Annotated in this window: 17 protein-coding genes and 1 rRNA gene; 10 read left to right on the forward strand and 8 right to left on the reverse strand. The window is 71.6% G+C overall.

From position 1 onward, the window contains the following. Nucleotides 1-43: 43 nt before the first annotated feature. Nucleotides 44-160 (forward strand): 5S ribosomal RNA (gene rrf / locus OG310_RS21985). A 324-nt stretch (nt 161-484) separates the two neighbouring features. Here rrf and OG310_RS21990 read toward each other — a convergent pair. The 5 genes from OG310_RS21990 to OG310_RS22010 are packed head-to-tail and all read right to left on the reverse strand — an operon-like array spanning nt 485 to nt 5,924. Continuing rightward, nucleotides 485-1,795 carry a DUF58 domain-containing protein gene (locus tag OG310_RS21990; protein WP_329457579.1) on the reverse strand — a complete coding sequence of 437 codons (1,311 nt, stop codon included), beginning with the start codon at nt 1,793-1,795 and terminating at the stop codon, nt 485-487. Between the two features lie 14 nt (nt 1,796-1,809). Next, nucleotides 1,810-2,802, reverse strand: a complete 993-nt coding sequence (locus OG310_RS21995; protein ID WP_329457580.1) for an AAA family ATPase — start codon at nt 2,800-2,802, stop codon at nt 1,810-1,812. Beyond that, nucleotides 2,799-3,986, reverse strand: a complete 1,188-nt coding sequence (locus OG310_RS22000) for a DUF4350 domain-containing protein (RefSeq protein WP_329457581.1) — start codon at nt 3,984-3,986, stop codon at nt 2,799-2,801. The genes OG310_RS21995 and OG310_RS22000 overlap by 4 nt, the downstream gene beginning before the upstream one ends. After that, entirely contained in the window at nt 3,983-4,690 is a 708-nt protein-coding gene (locus tag OG310_RS22005; RefSeq protein ID WP_329457582.1) for a DUF4129 domain-containing protein, read from the reverse strand. The genes OG310_RS22000 and OG310_RS22005 overlap by 4 nt, the downstream gene beginning before the upstream one ends. Before the next feature lie 4 nt (nt 4,691-4,694). After that, the gene (locus OG310_RS22010; RefSeq protein WP_329457583.1) at nt 4,695-5,924 is read right to left on the reverse strand and encodes a DUF7544 domain-containing protein; all 1,230 of its coding nucleotides are present in this window, start codon (nt 5,922-5,924) and stop codon (nt 4,695-4,697) included. A gap of 194 nt (nt 5,925-6,118) precedes the next feature. Between OG310_RS22010 and mtnA the strand changes: the two genes are divergently transcribed. From mtnA to OG310_RS22045, 7 genes are all read left to right on the forward strand, one after another. Further along, nucleotides 6,119-7,264: an S-methyl-5-thioribose-1-phosphate isomerase gene (mtnA, locus tag OG310_RS22015; protein WP_329457584.1), complete on the forward strand. Its 1,146-nt coding sequence runs from the start codon at nt 6,119-6,121 to the stop codon at nt 7,262-7,264. A gap of 15 nt (nt 7,265-7,279) precedes the next feature. Further along, nucleotides 7,280-7,957 carry a two-component system response regulator MtrA gene (gene mtrA / locus OG310_RS22020; protein ID WP_329457585.1) on the forward strand — a complete coding sequence of 226 codons (678 nt, stop codon included), beginning with the start codon at nt 7,280-7,282 and terminating at the stop codon, nt 7,955-7,957. 1 nt (nt 7,958) lies between these two features. Next, entirely contained in the window at nt 7,959-10,088 is a 2,130-nt protein-coding gene (mtrB, locus tag OG310_RS22025) for an MtrAB system histidine kinase MtrB (RefSeq protein ID WP_329457586.1), read from the forward strand. A 40-nt stretch (nt 10,089-10,128) separates the two neighbouring features. Continuing rightward, nucleotides 10,129-11,928: an LpqB family beta-propeller domain-containing protein gene (locus OG310_RS22030; RefSeq protein WP_329457587.1), complete on the forward strand. Its 1,800-nt coding sequence runs from the start codon at nt 10,129-10,131 to the stop codon at nt 11,926-11,928. A 152-nt stretch (nt 11,929-12,080) separates the two neighbouring features. Beyond that, on the forward strand, nt 12,081-12,824 hold the full coding sequence (locus OG310_RS22035) for a ComF family protein (protein ID WP_329457588.1): 744 nt from the start codon (nt 12,081-12,083) through the stop codon (nt 12,822-12,824). A gap of 315 nt (nt 12,825-13,139) precedes the next feature. Beyond that, the gene (gene hpf / locus OG310_RS22040) at nt 13,140-13,829 is read left to right on the forward strand and encodes a ribosome hibernation-promoting factor, HPF/YfiA family (protein ID WP_329457589.1); all 690 of its coding nucleotides are present in this window, start codon (nt 13,140-13,142) and stop codon (nt 13,827-13,829) included. Nucleotides 13,830-14,019: 190 nt separating this feature from the next. Further along, nucleotides 14,020-14,781: a response regulator transcription factor gene (locus OG310_RS22045; RefSeq protein ID WP_329457590.1), complete on the forward strand. Its 762-nt coding sequence runs from the start codon at nt 14,020-14,022 to the stop codon at nt 14,779-14,781. Between the two features lie 309 nt (nt 14,782-15,090). On the opposite strand, the gene OG310_RS22050 is transcribed toward OG310_RS22045, so the two are convergent. Both OG310_RS22050 and OG310_RS22055 read right to left on the reverse strand, forming a co-directional pair. Beyond that, nucleotides 15,091-16,293 (reverse strand): winged helix-turn-helix domain-containing protein, encoded by a 1,203-nt coding sequence (locus tag OG310_RS22050; RefSeq protein WP_329457591.1) that lies wholly within the window; start codon nt 16,291-16,293, stop codon nt 15,091-15,093. Between the two features lie 294 nt (nt 16,294-16,587). Then, nucleotides 16,588-17,163, reverse strand: coding sequence for a GNAT family N-acetyltransferase (locus OG310_RS22055; RefSeq protein WP_329457592.1), 576 nt, complete (start codon nt 17,161-17,163; stop codon nt 16,588-16,590). 278 nt (nt 17,164-17,441) lie between these two features. Here OG310_RS22055 and secA point away from each other — a divergent pair, with 278 nt between their 5' ends. Then, entirely contained in the window at nt 17,442-20,288 is a 2,847-nt protein-coding gene (gene secA, locus OG310_RS22060) for a preprotein translocase subunit SecA (protein WP_329457593.1), read from the forward strand. 617 nt (nt 20,289-20,905) lie between these two features. On the opposite strand, the gene OG310_RS22065 is transcribed toward secA, so the two are convergent. After that, nucleotides 20,906-21,415, reverse strand: coding sequence for an Rv3235 family protein (locus OG310_RS22065; protein ID WP_329457594.1), 510 nt, complete (start codon nt 21,413-21,415; stop codon nt 20,906-20,908). 289 nt (nt 21,416-21,704) lie between these two features. On the opposite strand from OG310_RS22065, the gene OG310_RS22070 reads away from it, so the two are divergent. Next, nucleotides 21,705-22,211: a DUF6912 family protein gene (locus tag OG310_RS22070; RefSeq protein WP_329457595.1), complete on the forward strand. Its 507-nt coding sequence runs from the start codon at nt 21,705-21,707 to the stop codon at nt 22,209-22,211. The last annotated feature ends 28 nt before the right edge of the window (nt 22,212-22,239 follow it).

A 22,239-nucleotide genomic window follows, 5' to 3' on the forward strand; every position in this document is an offset into this window, starting at 1 on the left:
AACAGCTGTGTTTATTCCGGTTGTGTTGATTGTTTCATAGTGTTTCGGTGGTTATAGCGTAGGGGAAACGCCCGGTTACATTCCGAACCCGGAAGCTAAGCCTTACCGCGCCGATGGTACTGCAGGGGGGACCCTGTGGGAGAGTAGGTCGCTGCCGAACAATTTTTAGTTAGGGAAGGGCCCGCACTTTGTGCGGGCCCTTTTCGCGTTCCCGGACCCTTTTTTCGCGTCCTCTTTCCCTCCGCCCCCCTTCCTCTTTCCCCGGCGCGCGTGAGCGTTGGCGAGAGGCCGCTGGCCCGTTCCTGTTGGCTGGGCAATGCCCGGCGAGGTGTGCTGGTACGCGAGGGACCACGGGAGGGACGGGGCCCTGCGGGCTGCCGGGCCGGCCCCTCGGTGAACGTTTCCGTCGATGTGGCCGGACCTCGGCGAGGTACCGGACCGGTCGGGTGGACGCTATCGGGGCCGCGCACCGCCGGCGAGCCGGTCAGAGCCGTCCTGCGGCCTTCAGCGCGAGGTAGGTGTCCGCCAGGGCGGGTGCGAGCCGGGACGGGGAGGCGTCGACGACCGTGACCCCGCGTCGCTTCAGCTGCTCGGCCGTACGACGCCGCTGGGCCTGCGTCTGGCTTGCCGCTGCCGCCTCGAACACTGCGTCCACTGTGCCCCGGGACTGTTCCATCTCCTCGACCCGGGGATCCGCCACCGCGGCCACCAGGACCGTGTGGCGTCGGGTGAGCTGGGGCAGCACGGGGAGCAGCCCTTCTTCGACGGGTGCCGTGTCCAGCGTGGTGAGCAGGACGATCAGCGCGCCGGGCGCGGCCTGCTGGAGTACGGCGGCGGTCAGACCCCGGGCGTCGGTCTCCACCAGCTCCGGCTCCAGGGTCGACAGGGCGTGCACCAGCGTGGGCAGGAGATCGGCGGTGTTCTGGCGGTGTACCCGGACCCTGACGCGACGGTCGTAGGCCAGCAGATCGACCCGGTCGCCCGCTCGCGAAGCCAGGGCCGCCAGGAGCAGCGTGGCGTCCATCGCCGCGTCGAGGCGGGGGACATCGCCCACACGGCCCGCCGAGGTGCGGCCGGTGTCGAGGACGACGAGGATCTGGCGGTCCCGTTCCGGTCGCCACGTCCGCACCGCGACGGCGGACTGACGGGCGGTGGCTCGCCAGTCGATGGAGCGGACGTCGTCACCGGGCACGTACTCGCGCAGACTGTCGAACTCGGTGCCCTGCCCTCGGGTGAGCACGCTCGTGCGGCCGTCGAGCTCGCGGAGCCTGGCCAGTCGGGACGGCAGGTGCTTGCGGCTCTCGAAGGGCGGCAGCACCCGCACCGTCCAGGGGACATGGTGGTTGCCCTGACGGGCCGCCAGGCCCAGCGGGCCGTACGAGCGGACTGTGATGCGGGCGGCCTGGCGGTCGCCGCGTCTCGTCGGCTGGAGCCGGGTGACGACGCGGCCGCGTTCCCCTGCCGCGAGGGTCAGTCTGTGCCTGGCCGCGGACTGTTCTCCGGTGGAGCGCCAACTACTGGGGGGCCAGGCGTCGCGCACCGCTGCACGCAGGGTTCGCCCGGACGGGTTGGTGATGGTCAGGTTCACGTCGACTGCGTCACCGAGTCGAACGGATGTGTCACCACTTCGGGTGAAGTGGAGCTTTCGCACTGGCGCGGCGAGTGCGAGGTCGCACAGGATTGCGAGTACGAGGACGCCTCCGACTGCCAGAAGCCCGGGTGGGCCGGGGGCGAAGAGGCCGATGGGGAGCGCGCCGATCGCCGCGAGGAGTGCGGTTCTTCCGGTGAGCGTCATGGTGGGCCTCCGTCTCAGCGCGGTACGGGGACATGGGCGAGCAGCGCGGTGATGACGCTGTCGGCCGTGACTCCCTCCATCTCCGCCTCGGGGCGGAGTTGGACGCGGTGGCGCAGGGTGGGAAGTGCGAGGGCTTTCACGTCGTCCGGGGTGACGTAGTCCCGGCCGGTGAGCCAGGCCCAGGCACGAGCGGTGGAGAGCAGAGCGGTGGCACCTCGGGGGGAGACCCCGAGGCTGAGCGAGGGGGATTCACGGGTGGCACGGCAGATATCGACGACATAGCCGGTGATCTCGGGGGAGACGGAGGTCTTGGCGACGGCGGTGCGAGCCGCTTCCAGATCCGCGGGCCCGGCGACGGGGCGCACCCCGGCGGCCTGGAGGTCTCGGGGGTCGAAGCCGTCCGCGTGGCGGGTCAGGACGTTGATCTCGTCCGCGCGTGAGGGCAGAGGCACGGTCAGCTTCAACAGGAACCGGTCGAGCTGGGCTTCGGGGAGGGGGTAAGTGCCCTCGTACTCGACGGGGTTCTGGGTCGCTGCCACCAGGAAGGGATCGGGCAGTGGGCGGGCGGTGCCGTCCACGGTGATCTGACGTTCCTCCATCGCTTCCAGCAGCGACGACTGGGTCTTCGGCGGGGTGCGGTTGATCTCGTCGGCCAGCAGAAGGTTCGTGAAGGCGGGGCCTTCCTGGAAGGCGAACTCTGCTGTGCGGGCGTCGTAGACGAGCGAGCCCGTCACGTCACTGGGCATGAGGTCGGGCGTGAACTGGACACGTTTCGTGTCGAGTTCGAGGGACGCCGCGAGCGCACGGACGAGGAGGGTCTTCGCGACACCCGGCACGCCTTCGAGGAGGACGTGCCCCCGGCACAGCAGTGCGACAACGAGACCGGTGACGGCGGCGTCCTGGCCGACGACCGCCTTTCCGATCTCTGTGCGCAGTGCTTCGAGCGCGGCGCGGGCACGGTCGGGGTCCGCCGGCATGTCGGCGGACTCCTGGGTCGGGGCGCTCATGAGGTGCGTACCTCCCTTTCGAGGGCGTCGAGTTGGTCCGCGAGACGGACGAGGCCGATGTCGTCGTCCGGCTCCGGGCCGAAAAGCAGGAACGGCAGATCGAGGTCGGCGCCGGGGAGGCGGGCCGAGACGGCAGGCGTGAGGGTTTCGGGAGTGTGGGCGTCTGCGGGGTGCACGCCGAGGAGCGGTGCGAGGCGTTCACGGGTCGCCGCGCGCAGGACGGCTGCCGCGCGGTCGCGGGAGCGGGTGGTGCGGTAGAGCCGGGCCCGTCCCTCTGTTGCCTCTGCGGCGCGGACGGCTACCGGAAGCCGTTCGGTGACGAGGGGGCCCAGCCTGCGGGCGCGCCACACGGCGGCGAGCACAGCGGCGATGAGCAGTTGGAGAAAGCCCCACAACCAGCCGGGCGGGATGAGGTCGAGGAAGGTGCTTTCGCCGCCGGAGTCGGTGGCGGTGTCATCACTGAGCGAGGGGAGGTACCAGACGAGATGCGGTCGGGAGCCGACGAGTCGCAGGGCGAGCGCGGCGTTTCCGCGTTTGCCGAGGTGATCGTTGTAGAGGATGTCGGCGGAGCCGAGGACGACGGTGTCGCCCGCGTGCGCGTTCGTGGTGCGGACGAGGGTCGGCAGCCCGTCGACGGGGTAGCAGGAGTCGCTGTCCGGAAGGCGGGTGACGTAGCGTTCGCCGCCCGTGTCGGCCGTGCCGGCTCCCCGGGCCGCCGCGAGGCCGCAGCGGGGGGAGAGGGCGGAGAGCGCCGTCGGGCGGCTGGTGCTGATGCCCGGCGCGAGGACGGGCACGGAGGCCGGACCGGCGCCGAGGAGCACGGTACGGCCCCCGGACCTCGCGAGGGAGGCGTGCAGGGTCCGCTGTTGTGCCTCGCTGAGCAGGTCGGGAGTGGTGACGAGGAGCGTGGTGTCCGCTCCCGCCGCCGAGGCGGCGCCGTGGAGCGTGGTGACGACGTCGACGGCTATGCCGTGTTGCTTGAGGAGTTCCGCCACGGCCCTGCTGCCGCGTGGGTCGGCGGAGCGCGGGTCGAGGCGCCCGTGCTGGTCGCCGGAGCCGATCGCGGCGACGGCGATGCCCGCGCTCAGCAGGAGGGCGAGGGCCAGGAGAATGCCGCGGCCACGCGTCCACAGCAGACGGGCTGTGGGCGATGTGGAGGACTCCCGGGATGCGGTGAGGGTCATGCCGGCGGGCTCCCGGCAGCCGCCCCGACGGTCCGTTCGGTGCTGGGCCTGGTGCGCCGCAGGTCCGCGTCGAGGTCGCGGAGACGCTGGTACATCCGGCGATCCGCCGTGCGGCCGCCGTACGTGACGGCGCCGAAGTCCTCCGCGGCGCCGCGGAGCCCCGCCGCGTGTGCGGGCAACGGGCGAGCCGCCTCGGAGGCCGCTTCGGCCGCGGTCCGGCCGGGGCGCGGGTCGAGGAGCGCGCGTTCCTCGAGTGAGCGGACGATCGCACGCATCTGTTCCTGGACCGCGGTGCTCCAGCGCTCCGCCGCCGCGTGGGTCGCCGCCGCCGACCGGTGGTCGGCGGCGGCGCGGGGTGCGTCGTCGAAGAGCGCTCCGCCGCCCGCCGTGGCGGTCGTGCGACGGGGGGTGCCGAGCCGCCACCAGAGCGCTCCGAGCAGCGCGAGTACGGCGACGACGATGACGATCACTCCGAGGTGGCCCCCCGGGGCGGCGCCCGACGCGGAGTTCAGCAGGTCGCCGAGCCAGTCCAGGAAGCTGTGGATGGCTCGCTGCAGCGGATTCGGGTCGTGCTGGTGGTACACCGGCTTCGACAGTTCGAGTTCGGCTTCCCTGCGGGCGGCCTCGCGGGACAGGACGAGCGGCAGGTGCCCGTCGTTGCCCGTCAGCCAGTCCGCCGCCGGTTGTCCCCCCGTGACGGTCACTCCATCAACCCCCGGTGTGTCCGGCGCCCGGCTGTGCCGCGTAGCCGGTGATGCCGGCGGCCCGGGCGAGTTCCAGGTCGAGGGCCTCGCGCCGGATGCGACGGTCCACGTAGAGCAGGACGGTGACGCCCGCGGAGAACGGCAGGGTGATCGCGGACGCGATCACGGAGCCGATGCCGGCGACGATGACGTAGGCCCAGCCGAAGTGGGGTGTGTTGCCGGCGAGGATGCTGTCGAGGCCGGAGCCGCCGTCCGCGATGGTGGCGACCAGGCTGAACGGCACGGCGATGACGAGCGTGACGAGGATCGTTATCAGCGCCGTCAGGAGCAGGATGCCGAACGTCCGCCACCACGCGCCGCGCACCAGCTTCGCGGAGCGGCGCATGGACGTGATGATGCCCCGCCGTTCCAGCATCAGCGCCGGGGACGCCAGGCTGAAGCGGACCATCAGCCAGAGAGCCACCACGACGGCGGCGAGGAAGAGCAGCACGGACACGGCGGTGCCGGCTGCCGTGCCGGTCACGAGCGCCGGCACGCAGGCGACCGTCACGAGGGCCCCACTGATCAGCGGCAGGAGCAGCGTCAGTCCGAGCAACTGGGGGAGACGTGGGCGCGCCTCGCGCCAGGCGTCGGCGAACGTCACGTCGCGGCCCAGTACGGAGCGGCTGACCACCACCGTCAGGACGGCCGTGGTGAAAAGGGTGCCGATCAGGGTGATCCCCAGCGACAGCAGCGCGGTGAGCAGCGTGGACTGCAGGGCGTGGGCGGCCTGGTCGAGTGCCTCCGACGCGGAGGCGGACGGGTCGATCTGCGCGGGGTCCGACGCCAGGAGGCGCTGGAGGATCACGTCGCAGACCTGGGTGACCACGGCGACGGCGACGGTCACACCGAGGACCGTGCGCCAGTGCCTGCGCAGCACCGACACCGAACCGTCGAGGATCTCGCCGAGAGCAAGGGGACGCAGCGGGATCACACCGGGTTTCGCGCTGGGCGGCCTGCCCCATGCGGGGCTTCCGCCGGGACCGGGGGCACCCCACCCTGGCGCCGGCGGGGGGCCCTGCTGCGCCGGTACGGAAGGCGGTGCGCTCGGCGGCGACCACTGTCCGGGAGGGGGCTGCTGGGCGGACCATTTGGTGGGCGGTGCGTCGGCCTGGTCGGCGGGAGGCGGCGTGCTGTTCTCCTGGCCGTCGGACGGGGCAGATCCGGGCGAGGCCCAGCCCGGAGTGTCGTTCACGGTCGTCCACCTCGTGGAAATGTCGTGGGTTGGGCTCGGCGTATCCGTGGCGTGCGGCGGCCCGTCGAGGCCGGCGCCCGGCGGGTTGGCAGCCATCGTGCCACGCGGTACCCCCGAATGGGCCAGAGGGCGTATCTCCCGATGCCGTCCCTGCGCGCCTTCATTGTCCATGCCGGAGCAGGCAGACTGGGCGAATGGCTGATCCGTACGCATCCGTCCCCGCTGACGCAGAGTCCTCGATGGTTCCGGTGCTCCGCTGGGACGAACCTCCCGAGGGGCCGGTGCTCGTGCTGCTCGACCAGAGGAGACTGCCCGCGGAGGAGGTCGAGCTGGTCTGCACCGACGTCCCGGCGCTGGTCGGCGCGATCCGTACGCTCGCGGTGCGGGGCGCGCCGCTGCTCGGGATCGCGGGGGCCTACGGGGTGGCGCTCGCGGCGGCCCGGGGGTTCGACGTGGACGACGCGGCCCAGTCCCTGTCCGGGGCGCGGCCCACCGCTGTCAATCTCGGCTACGGCGTGCGCCGGGCACTCGGTGCGTACCGGGGCGCGCTGGAGGCGGGCGGGGACCTGGAGCAGGCTGCCGTGGCGGCGCTGGCGGAGGCCAGGCGGCTGCACCGCGAGGACGCGGAGAGCAGCGCCCGGATGGCACAGGCGGGGCTGGTTCTGCTGGACGAGTTGCTTCCTGGCGGCAATCACCGGATCCTGACCCACTGCAACACCGGGGCGCTCGTGTCCGGTGGTGAGGGCACGGCGTTCGCTGTGGCGCTGGCGGCCCACCGGGCCGGTCGCCTGCGGCGGCTGTGGGTGGACGAGACCCGTCCGCTGTTGCAGGGCGCCCGCCTCACCGCGTACGAGGCGGCTCGCACCGGGATGTCGTACACGCTGCTGACGGACAATGCGGCCGGGTCGCTGTTCGCGGCGGGGGAGGTGGACGCCGTTCTGATCGGGGCCGACCGGATCGCCGCGGACGGATCCGTGGCGAACAAGGTGGGCAGTTATCCGCTCGCTGTACTGGCCCGGTATCACCATGTGCCGTTCATCGTGGTCGCACCGACCACGACAATTGATCCGGGGACCCCGGACGGTGCGTCGATCGAGGTGGAGCAGCGCGCGGGGCAGGAAGTGACGGAATTCATGGCGGCCCCGGCCGCAGGTGGTGTGGAGGCGGGAACGGTTGTGCTGACAGCACCGGTAGGGACGCAGGCGTACAACCCTGCGTTCGATGTCACTCCGCCGGAACTGGTGACGGCGCTCGTCACGGAGGACGGGGCGTTGTCCCCTGTGACCGGCAGTGGAATCGCTGACCTGTGTGCCAGGTCACGACAGGTAACGATGGGCTGATGGGATGATGTCGATATGAAGGGACGCGTCCTTGTCGTCGACGACGACACCGCACTGGCCGAGATGCTCGGCATTGTGCTGCGTGGTGAGGGGTTCGAGCCGTCGTTCGTGGCGGACGGGGACAAGGCGCTTGCCGCGTTCCGCGATGCCAAGCCGGATCTCGTGCTGCTCGATCTGATGCTGCCCGGCCGGGACGGCATTGAGGTGTGCCGGCAGATCCGGGCGGAGTCCGGCGTGCCGATCGTCATGCTGACGGCCAAGAGCGACACCGTCGACGTGGTCGTCGGTCTGGAGTCGGGAGCGGATGACTACATCGTCAAGCCGTTCAAGCCCAAGGAGCTGGTGGCTCGGATAAGGGCCCGCCTGCGCAGGTCCGAGGAGCCGGCGCCGGAGCAGCTGACCATCGGTGACCTGGTGATCGACGTCGCGGGTCATTCGGTGAAGCGGGAGGGGCAGTCGATCGCCCTCACGCCGTTGGAGTTCGACCTGCTGGTGGCGCTCGCACGCAAGCCGTGGCAGGTGTTCACCCGTGAGGTGCTGCTGGAGCAGGTCTGGGGCTACCGGCATGCCGCCGACACCCGGCTGGTGAACGTGCACGTCCAGCGGCTGCGCTCCAAGGTCGAGAAGGACCCTGAGCGGCCGGAGATCGTTGTGACCGTCCGTGGGGTCGGGTACAAGGCAGGACCGAACTGACATGACCGGCGCCAGCACTGCGCCGAAAGCCGGGCGTCCGGGGCGAGGCCGCCGCTTCCAGGGCGGCCGGCTCCTCCAGGACGCCCCGGCGGGCGGCCCGGTGCTGCGCCTGGTCATCAGGCTGCTGCGGCGTCCGTTGCTGCCGGTGATGCGCCTGTGGCGGCGCAACATCCAGCTGCGGGTGGTGGCGGCGACGCTGCTCATGTCGCTCGGCGTGGTGCTGCTGCTGGGTTTCGTGGTCATCGGACAGGTCCGCAACGGTCTGGTGGAGGCGAAGGAGAAGGCCGCCCAGAGCCAGGCCGACGGCGGGTTCTCCGTCGCCCAGGAGAAGGCGGACGCGTCGTCCGCGCCCGGCGGCCGCGGCGGCGACGGCACGGACTCCGCGGTGGCCGGCACGAACTCCTGGCGCACGGATCTGGTGGAGCAGCTGGCGAGCGGCGGGCCCGGCGCGTTCAACGTGGTGGCGCTCAGTGCCGACCCGTTGCCCAAGCGCGCGCCGCGCACCTCGGGCGGGGTGGACCTGTCGTCCATTCCGGACGGACTGCGGCAGGCGGTGGCGGGCGGCACCGGCGAGTTCAAGACGTACGCGCAGATCAAGTACACGGACGCGTCGGACGACCGGAAGCCGGAGCCGGCGCTGATCATCGGCAAGCGGCTCAATGACGTCGACCGCCATCCGTACGAGCTGTACTACCTCTTCCCGCTGACACAGGAGGAGCAGTCGCTCAACCTCGTGAAGCGGACGCTGGCGACGGCGGGACTGTTCGTGGTGGTCCTGCTGGGCGCGATCGCCTGGCTGGTGGTGCGGCAGGTGGTCACGCCGGTGCGTATGGCCGCCGGGATCGCCGAGCGGCTGTCGACGGGGCTGCTGCATGAACGGATGAAGGTCACTGGTGAGGACGACATCGCCCGGCTGGGCGAGGCGTTCAACAAGATGGCGCAGAACCTCCAGCTGAAGATCCAGCAGTTGGAGGAGCTGTCGCGGATGCAGCGGCGCTTCGTCTCGGACGTGTCGCACGAGCTGCGTACGCCCCTGACGACCGTACGGATGGCCGCCGATGTCATCCATGAGGCGCGGGGCGATTTCGATCCGGCGGCGTCGCGGTCCGCGGAGCTGCTGGTCGGGCAGATCGACCGGTTCGAGTCGCTGCTCGCGGACCTGCTGGAGATCAGCCGGTTCGACGCGGGCGCGGCGGCCCTGGAGGCCGAGCCGATAGACGTGCGCGAGGTGGTGCGGCGGGTCATCGACGCGGCCGCGCCGCTGGCCGAACGCAAGGGGTCGACGGTACGGGTCGTCGGTGACGAGCAGCCCGTGATCGCGGAGGCCGATGCCCGCCGGGTGGAACGGATGCTGCGCAACCTGCTGGTCAACGCCGTGGAGCACGGCGAGGGCCGCGACGTGGTGGTGCGCCTCGGTGCGGCCGGTGGCGCCGTGGCCGTCGCGGTGCGGGACTACGGCGTGGGATTGAAACCGGGCGAGGCGACGCGGGTTTTCAACCGGTTCTGGCGGGCCGACCCCGCGCGTGCGCGCACGACGGGCGGTACGGGACTCGGTCTGTCGATCGCGGTCGAGGACGCACGCCTGCACGGCGGCTGGCTCCAGGCGTGGGGCGAGCCGGGGGGCGGCTCGCAGTTCCGTTTGACGTTGCCGCGCACGGCCGACGAGCCGCTGCGGGGTTCCCCGATACCGCTGGAGCCGGAGGATTCGCGCGGCAACCGGGCGCGGGCCGCCGCCGCGGTGGCGGACAGGACCGCGCGGCAGGTCGCGAACACCGCTTTCCCCGTCCGCGGCAACGGTGGGGCCTTGCCCGTACCGCCGGGCCAGGGGCCCCGTACGACGGCCGTGGTGGACCCGACGGCACTGCCGGGCAGCGGCTCGCGTGTGGTCGCGAGGAACGGCGGCGAGCGACCGCGGGAGGCTGCCTCGACGCAGGAGAAAGGTCAGGCCACCGCGCACGGCGGGCCGGACGCGGTCTCCGCGGGGGATGTGCGTGACGGCGTCGGCCCGCGGGACGTCGGCGACCGGGACGGGGCGCCCGTCGGGGGCGGTACCCGTGGCGGCGGGGAGGGGCCCGAGCGGAACACCGTCCGGGGGGCGTCGGACCGGGAGGGCTCCAGTCGTGGGAGGTGACCGCCGCCGAGGCGGCCGGACACGTGCGGCAAGGCTGTCGGTGGGGTTCGTGGTGCTGGCCCTGACGCTCGCGGGGTGCGCCTCCATCCCCGACAAGGGCGACGTGGAGCCCGTGAAGGCGTCCCCGCAGGACGAGTCGCAGGTGCGGGTGTACGCGGTGCCGCCCCCGGCGAACGCGTCGGCGGGTGACATCGTCGACGGGTTCCTCGAAGCGATGACGAGTGACGACCCCGATTTCTCGATGGCCCGGAAATATCTCGCCAAGGACGAGGCGCGGGACTGGCAGCCGCAGAAGGTCACGACGGTGCTCAGCGAGGCACCCGACCTGGAGGGGCCCGCGAAGCCGCCGGCGCCGGACCAGCCAGGACTCACCTACCAGATGCACGGTGTGAAGATCGCGACGATCGACGCGGGGCACGTGTACCGGCCGCTCAAGCCAGCCGGGTACGAGCAGTCGCTGCACCTCATCCAGGAGCAGGTGGCGGGTCACAAGGAGTGGCGCATCGACGCGCTGCCGCAGGGCCTCGTGCTGGGCGCGTCCGACTTCCAGCGCAACTACCGGCCCGTCGACACGTACTTCTATGCGAAGGCCGACGGCTGGCTGGTGTCCGATCCCGTCTTCATCAGGCAGCGGATAGACCCGCTGACCCGGATGGACCCGATCACGCAGGCCGTCAACACGGTGCTGTCCGGGCCCACCGGATGGCTGAAGCCGTCCGTCAAGTCGTCGTTCCCCGCCGGTACGCGGCTCCAGAAGGGCACGAGGACGCTCCAGTTCGACGACAACAACGCGCTGACCGTGCCGTTGAACGACGCGGCGGCGAAGGCCGGGCCGGACGCCTGCAGGATGATGGCCGCGCAGCTGTTCTTCACGTTGCGGGACCTCACGTCGACCAGGGTGAGCCAGATCGCGTTGCGGGCCGGGGGCAGTTCGCTGTGCTCGGTCACCGGTGACCAGGCGCAGGCGTACGCGCCGGGGAACGCGTCGGGCCGTGCCGACGACGCCTTCTACCTCGATTCCGACGGCAGACTCGCCCGCCTGAGGCCGGACGACAAGAAGGGCAGCGACAAGGACAACCTCGTCGTGGGGCCGCTCGGGGACGGGAGCGTGAAGCTGGACTCGGTCGCGATCGCGCGGGACGAGAAGCGTGCCGCGGGCGTCGGTCCGGACAGCAGGTCCCTGTACGTCGCCTCGATCGTCGACGAGGCGGAGCTGGGCAGCCCGCTGGTCACCAGCGAGGGGAAGAAGGCGTCCGACCGGCTGTCCGCGCCGAGCTGGGACAGCAGGGGTGATGTGTGGGTCGCCGACCGGGACCCGGACCACGCGCGGCTGCTGCAGTTCAAAAACGGCACGTCGACGTCCGAGCAGGCCCAGGTCGAAGGCCTGGACGGACGCAGGATCGAGGCGGTGCGGGTCTCGTCGGACGGGGTGCGGATCGCCCTGCTGCTGACGAAGGGCAACCGGACGAGCCTGGAGATCGGGCGCGTGGAGCAGAGCGGTTCCGCCCCCCACCAGAAGCTGGCCGTGGTGGACCTGAAGTCGCTGACACCGCAGATGGAGACCGTGACGGCGGTGTCCTGGGCGGGGCCGAGCCGGCTGGTGATCGTCGGCAAGGAGGCCGGCGGCGTGCAGCAGGTGCGGTTCATCCAGGCCGACGGGTCGACGTCGGACGCGAGCGTGCTGCCGGGACTGAACCAGGTGACCGCGATCACCGCGGGTGACACGGACTCGAAGGCGCTGGTCGCGGACTCCGGTGACGCCGGCGTCGTGCAGTTGCCGACAGGCGGGAACTGGCAGGCGATCGTCGAGCACGGTTCGTCGCCGGTCTATCCGGGCTGACCCCGCTCGGGCCGGACCGGGCAGGTGCCGTCCGGGCCTGTCCGACCGAGGGGGCGTGCGGTGACCCCGGCCGGCAGGCATCGACCGTGGTTGTCCACAGGGCTTTGTCCACAGGGCTGGCCGGGTGGTGCCGTCCCCGGCACAGTGGATGTATGCGGGGGTGGTGGCGGGAAATCGGCGGTCTGGTCCTCCCGGTCGCGTGTGCGGGGTGTGGCACCGCCCGGACCTCGTTGTGCGAGGAGTGCGCACACGTGCTGTACGGGGCGTGGCCGGGCCGCGTACGGCCCTCGCCGGAGCCGGTGGGCCTGCCGGCGGTCTACGCGGCGGCGCCGTACGAGGACGCCGTACGCGCCGTGCTGCTGGCACACAAGGAGCGGGGCGCGCTGGGGCTCGCCGCACCGCTCGGCAAGGCGCTCGCGGGCGCCGTGCGGGCGGCTGCTCCACCGGGCACCGGTGCGGGGCCGTTGCTGCTTGTTCCGGTGCCGTCGGCGCCGCGTGCGGTCGCGGCGCGGGGGCACGACGCGGGACGCAGGCTCGCGCTCGCGGCTGCCGGTGAGTTGCGGCGCGTCGGCAGGGCCGCGCAGGTCCTGCCGGTGCTGCGCCAGCGCCGCGTGGTCGCCGACCAGGCGGGGCTCGACGCGTCCCGGAGACGGGCGAATCTCTCCGGGGCCCTGGAGGTCGCGGTGGGCGGTGCGCGGCTGCTCGGCACGGGCCGGATCGTCCTGGTCGACGATGTGGTGACGACGGGCGCGTCGCTCGCCGAAGCGGCCCGCGCCGTTCGCGCGGCCCGGGGCACCGGGACGGGCGGGGAGCGGTCCGGCGCGGCACGAAGGACGGCACTGGTGGCCGCCGTGGTGGCGGCCTCCTCGGCCTCGTTCGAAATAAACCGGAACTGACCGGTTATTTACGCGATCGCAGGTAATGCGGAAGGAAAATTACCTGAACGGGGGTACCTGCCGGTACCGGGTGCCGACACCCCGTCCGGAGAGCTATGTTCGGTTGTGAGGAATGGCGAAAGCCGCGACTCGGTGAATGCACTGGTCTGCTTCGGCGTTTTCGGAGAACCTCCGGCGGGCAACGGGTGGGAATCAGGCCGACGGGGGAGGAGGAGGTGAAAGTCGCCAAGTCCGAGGCTCCGGTGGCCACTGGAGCCTGGTGCAACAAGGAGTGCCGCCGCAGCGAGGCGGGGCGCTCCGGGAACGGAGTTCTGCGTGGACATCGTCGTCAAGGGCCGCAAGACCGAGGTGCCGGAGCGGTTCCGGAAGCACGTGGCCGAGAAGCTGAAGCCGGAGAAGATCCAGAAGCTCGACGGCAAGGTGATCAGCCTCGACGTCGAGGTGTCCAAGGAACACAACCCGCGTCAGGCGGACCGTTGCGACCGGGTGGAGATCACGCTCCGCTCCAGGGGGCCGGTGATTCGCGCGGAGGCCGCCGCGGCGGACCCGTACGCGGCCCTCGACCTCGCGACGGGCAAGCTGGAGGCCCGGCTGCGCAAGCAGAACGAGAAGCGGCACAACCGCCGCGGCTCCGGCAGGCTCTCCGCCGCCGAAGTGGGGGATGTGGTCCCCGGCGTCGCCGAATACAGCATGAACGGTGCGTCGCCGCAGCTCGACGGTGATACGGCTGTGCGCACCACCAAGATCGGTTCGCTGGACGTCCAGGGCGAGGGCCCGCTCGTGGTGCGCGAGAAGAACCACGCGGCGGCGCCCATGACGCTCGACCAGGCGCTTGAGGAGATGGAACTCGTCGGACACGATTTCTATCTGTTCGTGGACTCCGACACGAAGGAGCCCAGCGTCGTCTACCGGCGACACGCCTACGACTACGGAGTGATCCACCTCAGGACGGATCCGCTCGCGGGCCCGGATCTCGGCGGAGCGGGTGGGGCGCTCGGCGGCTGAGTGCCGCAAGCGACCGGTGTGGTGCCCCCGCGGGCCTTTCTCGGCCGCGGGGGCACGCCCGTGCCGTACAGGTGGCCCCACCGTGAGGTCCCGGCATGGAATCATGTGGGCGCAGGCCAACGGTCGGTCGACGCACTGGGGTTGACCACCGCAGCAAAACTTGGGGCCACGGCCTTCAGGGGGAGGAACGATGGCGGACGGCTTCGGGCCGGTACTCGGCGCGCGGGGTGCCGGGCTCCCGGCCGACAGCGCCGAGCCCGACGACGGCCACGCGTACGGCGCGGCCGAGAAGGAACCCATCAGGGTCCTCGTCGTGGACGACCACGCCCTGTTCCGCCGCGGGCTGGAGATCGTCCTCGCGCAGGAGGAGGACATCCAGGTCGTGGGTGAGGCCGGGGACGGCGCCGAAGCCGTCGACAAGGCCGCCGACCTGCTCCCCGACATCGTGCTGATGGATGTGCGCATGCCCCGGCGGGGCGGCATCGAGGCCTGTACGTCCATCAAGGAGGTGGCCCCCAGCGCGAAGATCATCATGTTGACGATCAGCGATGAGGAGGCCGACCTCTACGACGCCATCAAGGCGGGTGCGACGGGCTACCTGTTGAAGGAGATCTCCACCGACGAGGTCTCCACCGCGATCCGCGCGGTCGCCGACGGCCAGTCACAGATCAGCCCGTCCATGGCGGCCAAGCTGCTCACCGAGTTCAAGTCGATGATCCAGCGCACCGATGAGCGCAGGCTCGTGCCGGCCCCGCGGCTCACGGACCGCGAGCTGGAAGTCCTCAAACTCGTTGCCACGGGCATGAACAACCGCGACATCGCGAAAGAGTTGTTCATCTCCGAGAACACGGTGAAGAACCACGTGCGCAACATCCTGGAGAAGCTCCAACTGCACTCCAGGATGGAGGCCGTCGTCTACGCGATGCGCGAGAAGATCCTCGAAATCCGCTGACGCGGACGCACACACCACCCACTGCCACGCACGGGAGCGCGGGAGCGCAGGGACACACGCCCGCTTCCGGAGGTCGCCGGGCTGTGTACGGCACCGGCAAGGGGCGCCGGACCACCGCAGAGCTATGTCAGACCGGTCGGATCACCGACGAAACATGCGCTGTCGGCGACGGCCGACAGCCGCGCTCGTTCGCCCCCGGCACCCCGGCACCCCGGCACCCCGGCACCCCGGCACCCCGGCACCCCGGCACCCCGGCACCCCGGCACCCCGGCACCCCGGCACCCCGGCACCCCGGCACCCCGGCACGTCTCACGCGAGCGCGCGCACCAGATCCGCCGCGAGGCCCGGGTCGCTGACGCGCTCGATGCGCACCGCGTCGCAGCCGACCCACTCGGCCGCCTCCCGCAAGGCCGCCGCCATCGGCGCGACCACCTTCGGACCATCGAGCGAGACCTGCCGCGCCACCAGCGTCCGGCCGGAACGCGCCGGGTCCACCCGCCCCACCAGCTTCCCGCCGGCGAGCAGCGGCATGGCGAAGTAGCCGTGCAGCCGCTTGGGCTTCGGCACGTACGCCTCCAGACGGTGCGTGAAGCCGAAGATCCGCTCCGTCCTGGCCCGCTCCCAGATCAGCGAGTCGAACGGCGACAGCAGCGTCGTGCGGTGCCGCCCGCGCACCGGTGCCGCCAGTGCCTCGGGATCGGCCCACGCCTGCTTGGCCCACCCCTCGACCGTCACCGGCACGAGTCCCGAGTCGGCGATCACCGCGTCGACCTGTTCGCCCTTGAGCCGGTGGTAGTCGGCGATGTCGGAGCGCGTGCCGACGCCGAGGGCCCTGCCCGCGAGGCGGACCAGCGGGCGGACGCACTCCGCGTCGCTCAGGTCGTCATGCAGCAGGTCCGTCGGGACGGCCCGCTCCGCGAGGTCGTAGACGCGCTTCCAGCCGCGCCGGCCGGTGCAGACGACCTCGCCGTACATCAGCGCGCGCTCCACGGCGATCTTCGCGTCGGACCAGTCCCACCAGGGGCCGCCGTTCTTCGCGCCGCCCAGTTCCGTCGCCGTCAGCGGGCCTTCCTCGCGCAGCTGCTTGACGACCGTGTCGTAGGCCCCGTCGGACAGGTCGTGGTTCCAGTGCGGGCGGGCACGGTAGGCGCGGCGGCGGAACGCGAACAGCGGCCACTCCTCGATGGGCAGGACGCACGCCGCGTGCGACCAGTACTCGAACGCGTGCGGCGCCGGTGAGGGGCCACCAGGGGGCGCGGGCGTCCAGTACGCCTTCTCGACCGTGTCGCGCCCGACCGGGCCCAGGCGGGCGTACGGCACGAGCTCGTGCGAGCGGGCGAGCACCGAGATCGTGTCCAGCTGGACCGCGCCGAGGGCCCGCAGGACCCCGCGGACTCCGCCCCGCCGGTCGGGCGCGCCGAGGAAGCCCTGCGCGCGCAGCGCGATACGGCGGGCCTCGGCGGCGGACAGTTCCACGGCGGACGGCCCGGTGGCGGGCGAGGCGGTCGTCATGCTCCGCACCCTAGACGGCGGCACTGACAACGTGGGCGGCGCCGAACATCCGGTCCCTCGCTCCCCCGCGGTCCCGCGCGGGACCGGACAGATGCGTGCCGCGGTCGGTCAGGGGCCTGCGTGCGACAGGCGGCAGGCGACAGGCGGCAGGCGGCAGGCGGCGTGCGGTCGGCGGCGTGCGGTCGGCGGCTCGGCCTGCGCGGGCGGGCAGGCGGGTGGTCGGCCGCTCGGGCCGCGGGTGGCCGGGCGCCCGGAACTCCCGCCGCGGGGCAGCCGCCGGACGTACCGGGGAGGTCAGCGGCCCGTCCGCTGGGTCGGCAGGTACGGGTGCTCGCCTTCCAGCCCGAGGTCCGACGGCAGCAGTGAGCCGATCCACAGGTCCCGCAGGACGTCCCGGCTGAGCACGGCGGCCCGCAGGGTGCCCTCGATCACGAAGCCGGCGCTCTCGGCGACGGCCCGGGATCCGCTGTTGCCCGTCTCCGCGCGCCATTCGAGCCGCTCGGTGCCCTGGGCGAAGGCCCAGCGGGCCAGCGCGAGGACCGTCTCGGCGGTGTACCCGCGGCCCCGGTGCTCGCGGACGGTCCAGTAGCCGATCTCCCAGGTGTCGCCCTGGCGGTGCAGATTGGCCGCGCCTATCAAAGGGCCGCCGTCGAGCGGGAAGGCACCGAAGGTGTAGGCGGTGTCCGTACGCCACCCCTCGGTGACCAGCTGGTCCACGAAGTACTCGGCGTGTCTGCGTTCGTACGGTGACGGGATCGGTACCCAGCGCTGTATCTCCGGGTCCTGGCAGGCCGCGTGCACCGCGTCGATGTCGTCGCTGACCAGGGCACGCAGCTCCAGACGGGCGGAGCGGAGCGTCTGAGGAATCATGTGCGGATTCTCCCCCGGCCCTCGATTTCGCGGCGGGACCGACCGGATACGCGGCGGAGTCCCATCGGTCCACGGCGAAGAGTTTTGGCGGCAGCCCGGCACCTTGGACGGCCTCCGAGCGTTCTAGTTGAGGGGTGTGGGTGGTCCCGCAACGCAGCGGCCCTCCCGGCGCGGGCCGGTCCTCGCTTACGATGGCCGATGCGGTGGGGCACGCCTGCCGTGCCAGCGCCCCTTCACCACCCCAGTGCCAGGCCCGACCGGCAAGGAGAGCAGCCTCAGTGTCCGTCTTCAACAAGCTCATGCGTGCAGGCGAAGGCAAGATCCTGCGCAAACTGCACCGCATCGCGGACCAGGTCAACTCCATCGAAGAGGACTTCGTCAACCTCTCCGACGCCGAGTTGCGTGCGCTCACCGACGAGTACAAGGAGCGCTTCGCCGAGGGCGAGAGCCTCGACGACCTGCTCCCCGAGGCGTTCGCCACCGTCCGCGAGGCGGCCAAGCGCGTGCTCGGACAGCGCCACTACGACGTCCAGCTCATGGGCGGCGCGGCCCTGCACCTCGGATACGTCTCCGAGATGAAGACCGGTGAGGGCAAGACCCTCGTCGGCACCCTTCCCGCATACCTGAACGCGCTGTCCGGCAAGGGCGTCCACCTGATCACGGTGAACGACTACCTGGCTGAACGCGACTCCGAGATGATGGGCCGCGTCCACAAGTTCCTGGGCATCTCCGTCGGCTGCATCCTGGCGAACATGACGCCCGCGCAGCGCCGCGAGATGTACGGGTGCGACATCACGTACGGCACGAACAACGAGTTCGGCTTCGACTACCTGCGCGACAACATGGCGTGGTCGCAGGACGAGCTGGTGCAGCGCGGCCACAACTACGCGATCGTCGACGAGGTCGACTCGATCCTCGTGGACGAGGCCCGTACGCCGCTGATCATCTCGGGCCCCGCCGACCAGGCCACGAAGTGGTACGGCGACTTCGCCAAGCTGGTGACGCGCCTGACCAGGGGCGAGGCCGGGAACCAGCTCAAGGGCCTTGAGGAGACCGGCGACTACGAGGTCGACGAGAAGAAGCGCACGGTCGCGATCCACGAGCCGGGTGTCACCAAGGTCGAGGACTGGCTGGGCATCGACAACCTCTACGAGTCGGTGAACACGCCGCTCGTCGGTTACCTGAACAACGCGATCAAGGCCAAGGAACTCTTCAAGAAGGACAAGGACTACGTCGTCATCGACGGCGAGGTCATGATCGTCGACGAGCACACCGGCCGTATCCTCGCCGGCCGCCGCTACAACGAGGGCATGCACCAGGCGATCGAGGCGAAGGAAGGGGTGGACATCAAGGACGAGAACCAGACGCTCGCGACGATCACCCTCCAGAACTTCTTCCGCCTGTACGGCAAGCTCTCCGGCATGACCGGTACGGCCATGACCGAGGCCGCGGAGTTCCACCAGATCTACAAGCTCGGCGTCGTGCCCATCCCGACGAACAGGCCGATGGTCCGCATGGACCAGTCCGACCTGATCTACCGGACCGAGGTCGCGAAGTTCGCGGCGGTCGTCGACGACATCGAGGAGAAGCACGACAAGGGTCAGCCGATCCTCGTCGGCACCACGTCCGTCGAGAAGTCCGAGTACCTGTCGCAGCAGCTCAACAAGCGCGGCATCCAGCACGAGGTGCTGAACGCCAAGCAGCACGACCGGGAAGCGCCGATCATCGCCCAGGCCGGGCGCAAGGGCGCGGTCACGGTCGCGACGAACATGGCCGGCCGTGGCACGGACATCAAGCTCGGCGGCAACCCCGACGACCTCGCGGAGGCGGAGCTGCGGCAGCGCGGCCTGGACCCCGTGGAGCACGTCGAGGAGTGGGCGGCGGCGCTGCCCGCCGCGCTGGACAAGGCCGAGCAGGCCGTGAAGGCGGAGTTCGAAGAGGTCAAGAGCCTCGGCGGGCTGTACGTGCTGGGTACGGAGCGGCACGAGTCGCGCCGGATCGACAACCAGCTGCGCGGCCGTTCCGGCCGTCAGGGCGACCCGGGCGAATCCCGCTTCTACCTCTCGCTCGGCGACGACCTGATGCGGCTGTTCAAGGCGCAGATGGTCGAGCGCGTGATGTCGATGGCGAACGTGCCGGACGAGGTGCCGATCGAGAACAAGATGGTGACGCGCGCCATCGCGTCGGCGCAGTCGCAGGTCGAGCAGCAGAACTTCGAGACGCGTAAGAACGTCCTGAAGTACGACGAGGTGCTGAACCGCCAGCGCGAGGTCATCTACGGCGAGCGCAGGCGTGTCCTGGAGGGCGAGGACCTGCAGGAGCAGATCCAGCACTTCATGAACGACACGATCGACGCGTACATCCAGGCGGAGACCGTCGAGGGCTTCGCCGAGGAGTGGGACCTCGACCGGCTGTGGGGGGCCTTCAAGCAGCTCTACCCGGTCAAGGTCACGGTGGAGGAGCTGGAGGACGAGGCGGGCGACCGCGCCGGCCTCACGGCCGAGTTCATCGGGGAGTCCATCAAGGACGACATCCGCGAGCAGTACGAGCAGCGCGAGGGCCAGCTCGGCTCGGAGATCATGCGTGAGCTGGAGCGGCGCGTGGTCCTCTCGGTCCTGGACCGCAAGTGGCGCGAGCACCTCTACGAGATGGACTATCTCCAGGAGGGCATCGGCCTGCGGGCCATGGCGCAGAAGGACCCGCTGGTCGAGTACCAGCGCGAGGGCTTCGACATGTTCAACGCCATGATGGACGGCATCAAGGAGGAGTCCGTCGGCTACCTGTTCAACCTGGAGGTCCAGGTCGAGCAGCAGGTCGAGGAGGTCGAACTGCCTGCGCAGGATGCGACCCCCGCGGACGCCGAGCCGACGTCGCTGGTCAAGGAGGACGCGGTGCCCGCGGGTGCCCGTCCGGAGATCCGCGCGAAGGGCCTCGACGCACCGCAGCGCCCCGACCGGCTGCACTTCTCCGCACCGACGGTCGACGGCGAGGGCGGCGTGGTCGAGGGCGACTTCGAGCACGAGCCGGCCGGCGGTCCGACGCGTTCGACGTCGGACGGCATGACGCGTGCCGAGCGACGCAAGGCGCAGCGCGGTGGCGGTGGCGGTCGGCGCCGCAAGAAGTAGTCGCCCACGAGGGGCCGGGCGTGCGCCAGGAGGCGCGCGGCCCGGCCCTTCGTGCGTTCACGGACACACCGGTGGTGGTGGGGGTGTCGGCCGGACCGGACCTCGGCCCCCGGCCGGCGGACCTGCGGCCCCGGGCCCTGCGTCCGTCACGGCGGACGCGACGCCTCCGGCGCCAGGAGGATCGGACGGCCCGCGTCACGGCGGACGCGATGCCTCCGGCCCGGAGGGTCGGACGCCCGGACGCCGGATCGCGGACCCTGCCCCCGGACCCCGCCCCCGGACTCCGCCCCAGGACCCCGTCCCCCGGACCCCGGGCTCCGGACCTCCGCCCTGGACCTCCGGGCCTCCGGACCTCCGGATCCTCGAACCGGCCCCGGCCCGACAGGGCAGGCCGCCCGCCCGCGGCCCCCTGATGGGCTTCTCGGACGCGGGTCCGCTCAGGAGGCTCCCGCGGGGCCCGCGCCACCCCCGAGGCCGGTGGCGACGGCCTGAGGCGGCGGGAGAGGGGCGCCTGGGGCACTGGGGCCCGACGTCCCGCGTGGCCGTCCCCGCGGCCGTGAGTACTCCGGGCGGGCCCCTGCACCGCGCACCGGCAGGTGCTCCCGCTCCCCTCGGGCTCACGCCTCCTGGCGGGTGACGCGGGCCCCGCCGATCTCCACCGCCGCGCAGCGCCAGCGTCCGTCCTCACCCCGTTCCAGCCGGAATGCCATCGCCCGGACGCGGTCGCCCGACGCGATGGTCGCGTACGCCTCGACCACGTCCGCCCGCGGGCGGAAGCCGCGACAGCGCCGGATGACCGGCCGCGGGCGGCCGCTGGCCGCGCCGAGCGGGGCGCCCGGGGCGAGTTGCACGAGCTGTTCGTAGGCCTCGCCCACCGTCCAGCCCAGCATCCAGTGCACCGGGCGTCCGCCGCTGAGCACGGCGAGCAGGCGTTCCGCGAACAGGTCGTGCGGTGGAAGGACGTGCGGGCGGCGGCGCGCGGGGTCCTTGCCCGGGCCGCGCGGGTCGCGTCTGCCGGATGGCCGCCGGCTGCTGATGACGCGGGCCGCCGAGACGTCCGGCGCGGTCCCCCGGGTGGCCCGGGCGGACGCGCTCCGGCCCGGCGTCGTCCTCGTCGATGTGGTCATGCAGATCGCCCCCGTTCTGCCGCCGACCGATTTACCGGTCGGTAACTTCCTGTAGGGCATCTTCTACGGGGAGTGATCGGTGCCGCGCAACATCCTCCCTCCGCGTGGCGGCGTGCCCGCCTGTCACCCGGGTGAGTGAACGCGCGAGGCGCGGCGGCCGGAATCCCGCCGTCTCCGGCGTCCCGGGCGTGACGCGCGATGGACACGGTGGCCGCGCCGACGTCACTCCGAGGGAGGACACCCCGCACGTATCCTGGATGCCGCCCCGACTACGAAAGCGGTCCACCTCATGCGCGTCTACGTCCCCCTGACCCTCCCCGGTCTCGCCGAGGCGCACAGGACGGGCGAGCTGGGCCCCGGGCCGATCACTGCCTACGCGGTGACGCCCGGTCTGCGCGAGTGGTACGTCTCCGACGACATCGAGGAGCTGGAGTACGCGGCGCTCAGCCGCGCCGCCTCCGCGTCGCTGCGCTCGCTCGCCACGGACCCGTCCGTGCCCCGCCGTCGCGTCGTGATCGCCGCCGACGTGCCCGACAAGGACGCGCTCGCCGACCCCGACCGGGGCCTCGACGGGAGTTCCGTGGGCGAGGTCAGGATCGCCGCCGCCGTCCCGCTGGCCAAGGCGGCCGCCGTCCACCTCGACGCGGACACGGCGCACGACGACGTGTCGGCCGCGGCCGCCGCGCTCGGCGCCGCCGATCAGGGCGACGACGACGCGCAGTTCACCGTGGACGGCGCCGAGGACCACGAACTGCTCTGGTACGGCGTCCAGGAGATCCCCGGGCTCATCGGCTGATCCCCAGGCCCCAGGCCCCAGGCCCCAG

It is taken from the genome of Streptomyces sp. NBC_01497, from assembly GCF_036250695.1.
Taxonomy (GTDB): Bacteria; Actinomycetota; Actinomycetes; order Streptomycetales; family Streptomycetaceae; genus Streptomyces.

What these genes read in the sequence shown, in the direction of transcription:
- OG310_RS21990 (WP_329457579.1), bottom strand. Translation starts at nt 1,795, where the DNA reads ATGACGCTCACCGGAAGAACCGCACTCCTCGCGGCGATCGGCGCGCTC.
- OG310_RS21995 (WP_329457580.1), bottom strand. Translation starts at nt 2,802, where the DNA reads ATGAGCGCCCCGACCCAGGAGTCCGCCGACATGCCGGCGGACCCCGAC.
- OG310_RS22000 (WP_329457581.1), bottom strand. Translation starts at nt 3,986, where the DNA reads ATGACCCTCACCGCATCCCGGGAGTCCTCCACATCGCCCACAGCCCGT.
- mtnA (WP_329457584.1), top strand. Translation starts at nt 6,119, where the DNA reads ATGGCTGATCCGTACGCATCCGTCCCCGCTGACGCAGAGTCCTCGATG.
- mtrA (WP_329457585.1), top strand. Translation starts at nt 7,280, where the DNA reads ATGAAGGGACGCGTCCTTGTCGTCGACGACGACACCGCACTGGCCGAG.
- mtrB (WP_329457586.1), top strand. Translation starts at nt 7,959, where the DNA reads ATGACCGGCGCCAGCACTGCGCCGAAAGCCGGGCGTCCGGGGCGAGGC.
- OG310_RS22035 (WP_329457588.1), top strand. Translation starts at nt 12,081, where the DNA reads ATGCGGGGGTGGTGGCGGGAAATCGGCGGTCTGGTCCTCCCGGTCGCG.
- OG310_RS22045 (WP_329457590.1), top strand. Translation starts at nt 14,020, where the DNA reads ATGGCGGACGGCTTCGGGCCGGTACTCGGCGCGCGGGGTGCCGGGCTC.
- OG310_RS22050 (WP_329457591.1), bottom strand. Translation starts at nt 16,293, where the DNA reads ATGACGACCGCCTCGCCCGCCACCGGGCCGTCCGCCGTGGAACTGTCC.
- OG310_RS22055 (WP_329457592.1), bottom strand. Translation starts at nt 17,163, where the DNA reads ATGATTCCTCAGACGCTCCGCTCCGCCCGTCTGGAGCTGCGTGCCCTG.
- OG310_RS22065 (WP_329457594.1), bottom strand. Translation starts at nt 21,415, where the DNA reads ATGACCACATCGACGAGGACGACGCCGGGCCGGAGCGCGTCCGCCCGG.
- OG310_RS22070 (WP_329457595.1), top strand. Translation starts at nt 21,705, where the DNA reads ATGCGCGTCTACGTCCCCCTGACCCTCCCCGGTCTCGCCGAGGCGCAC.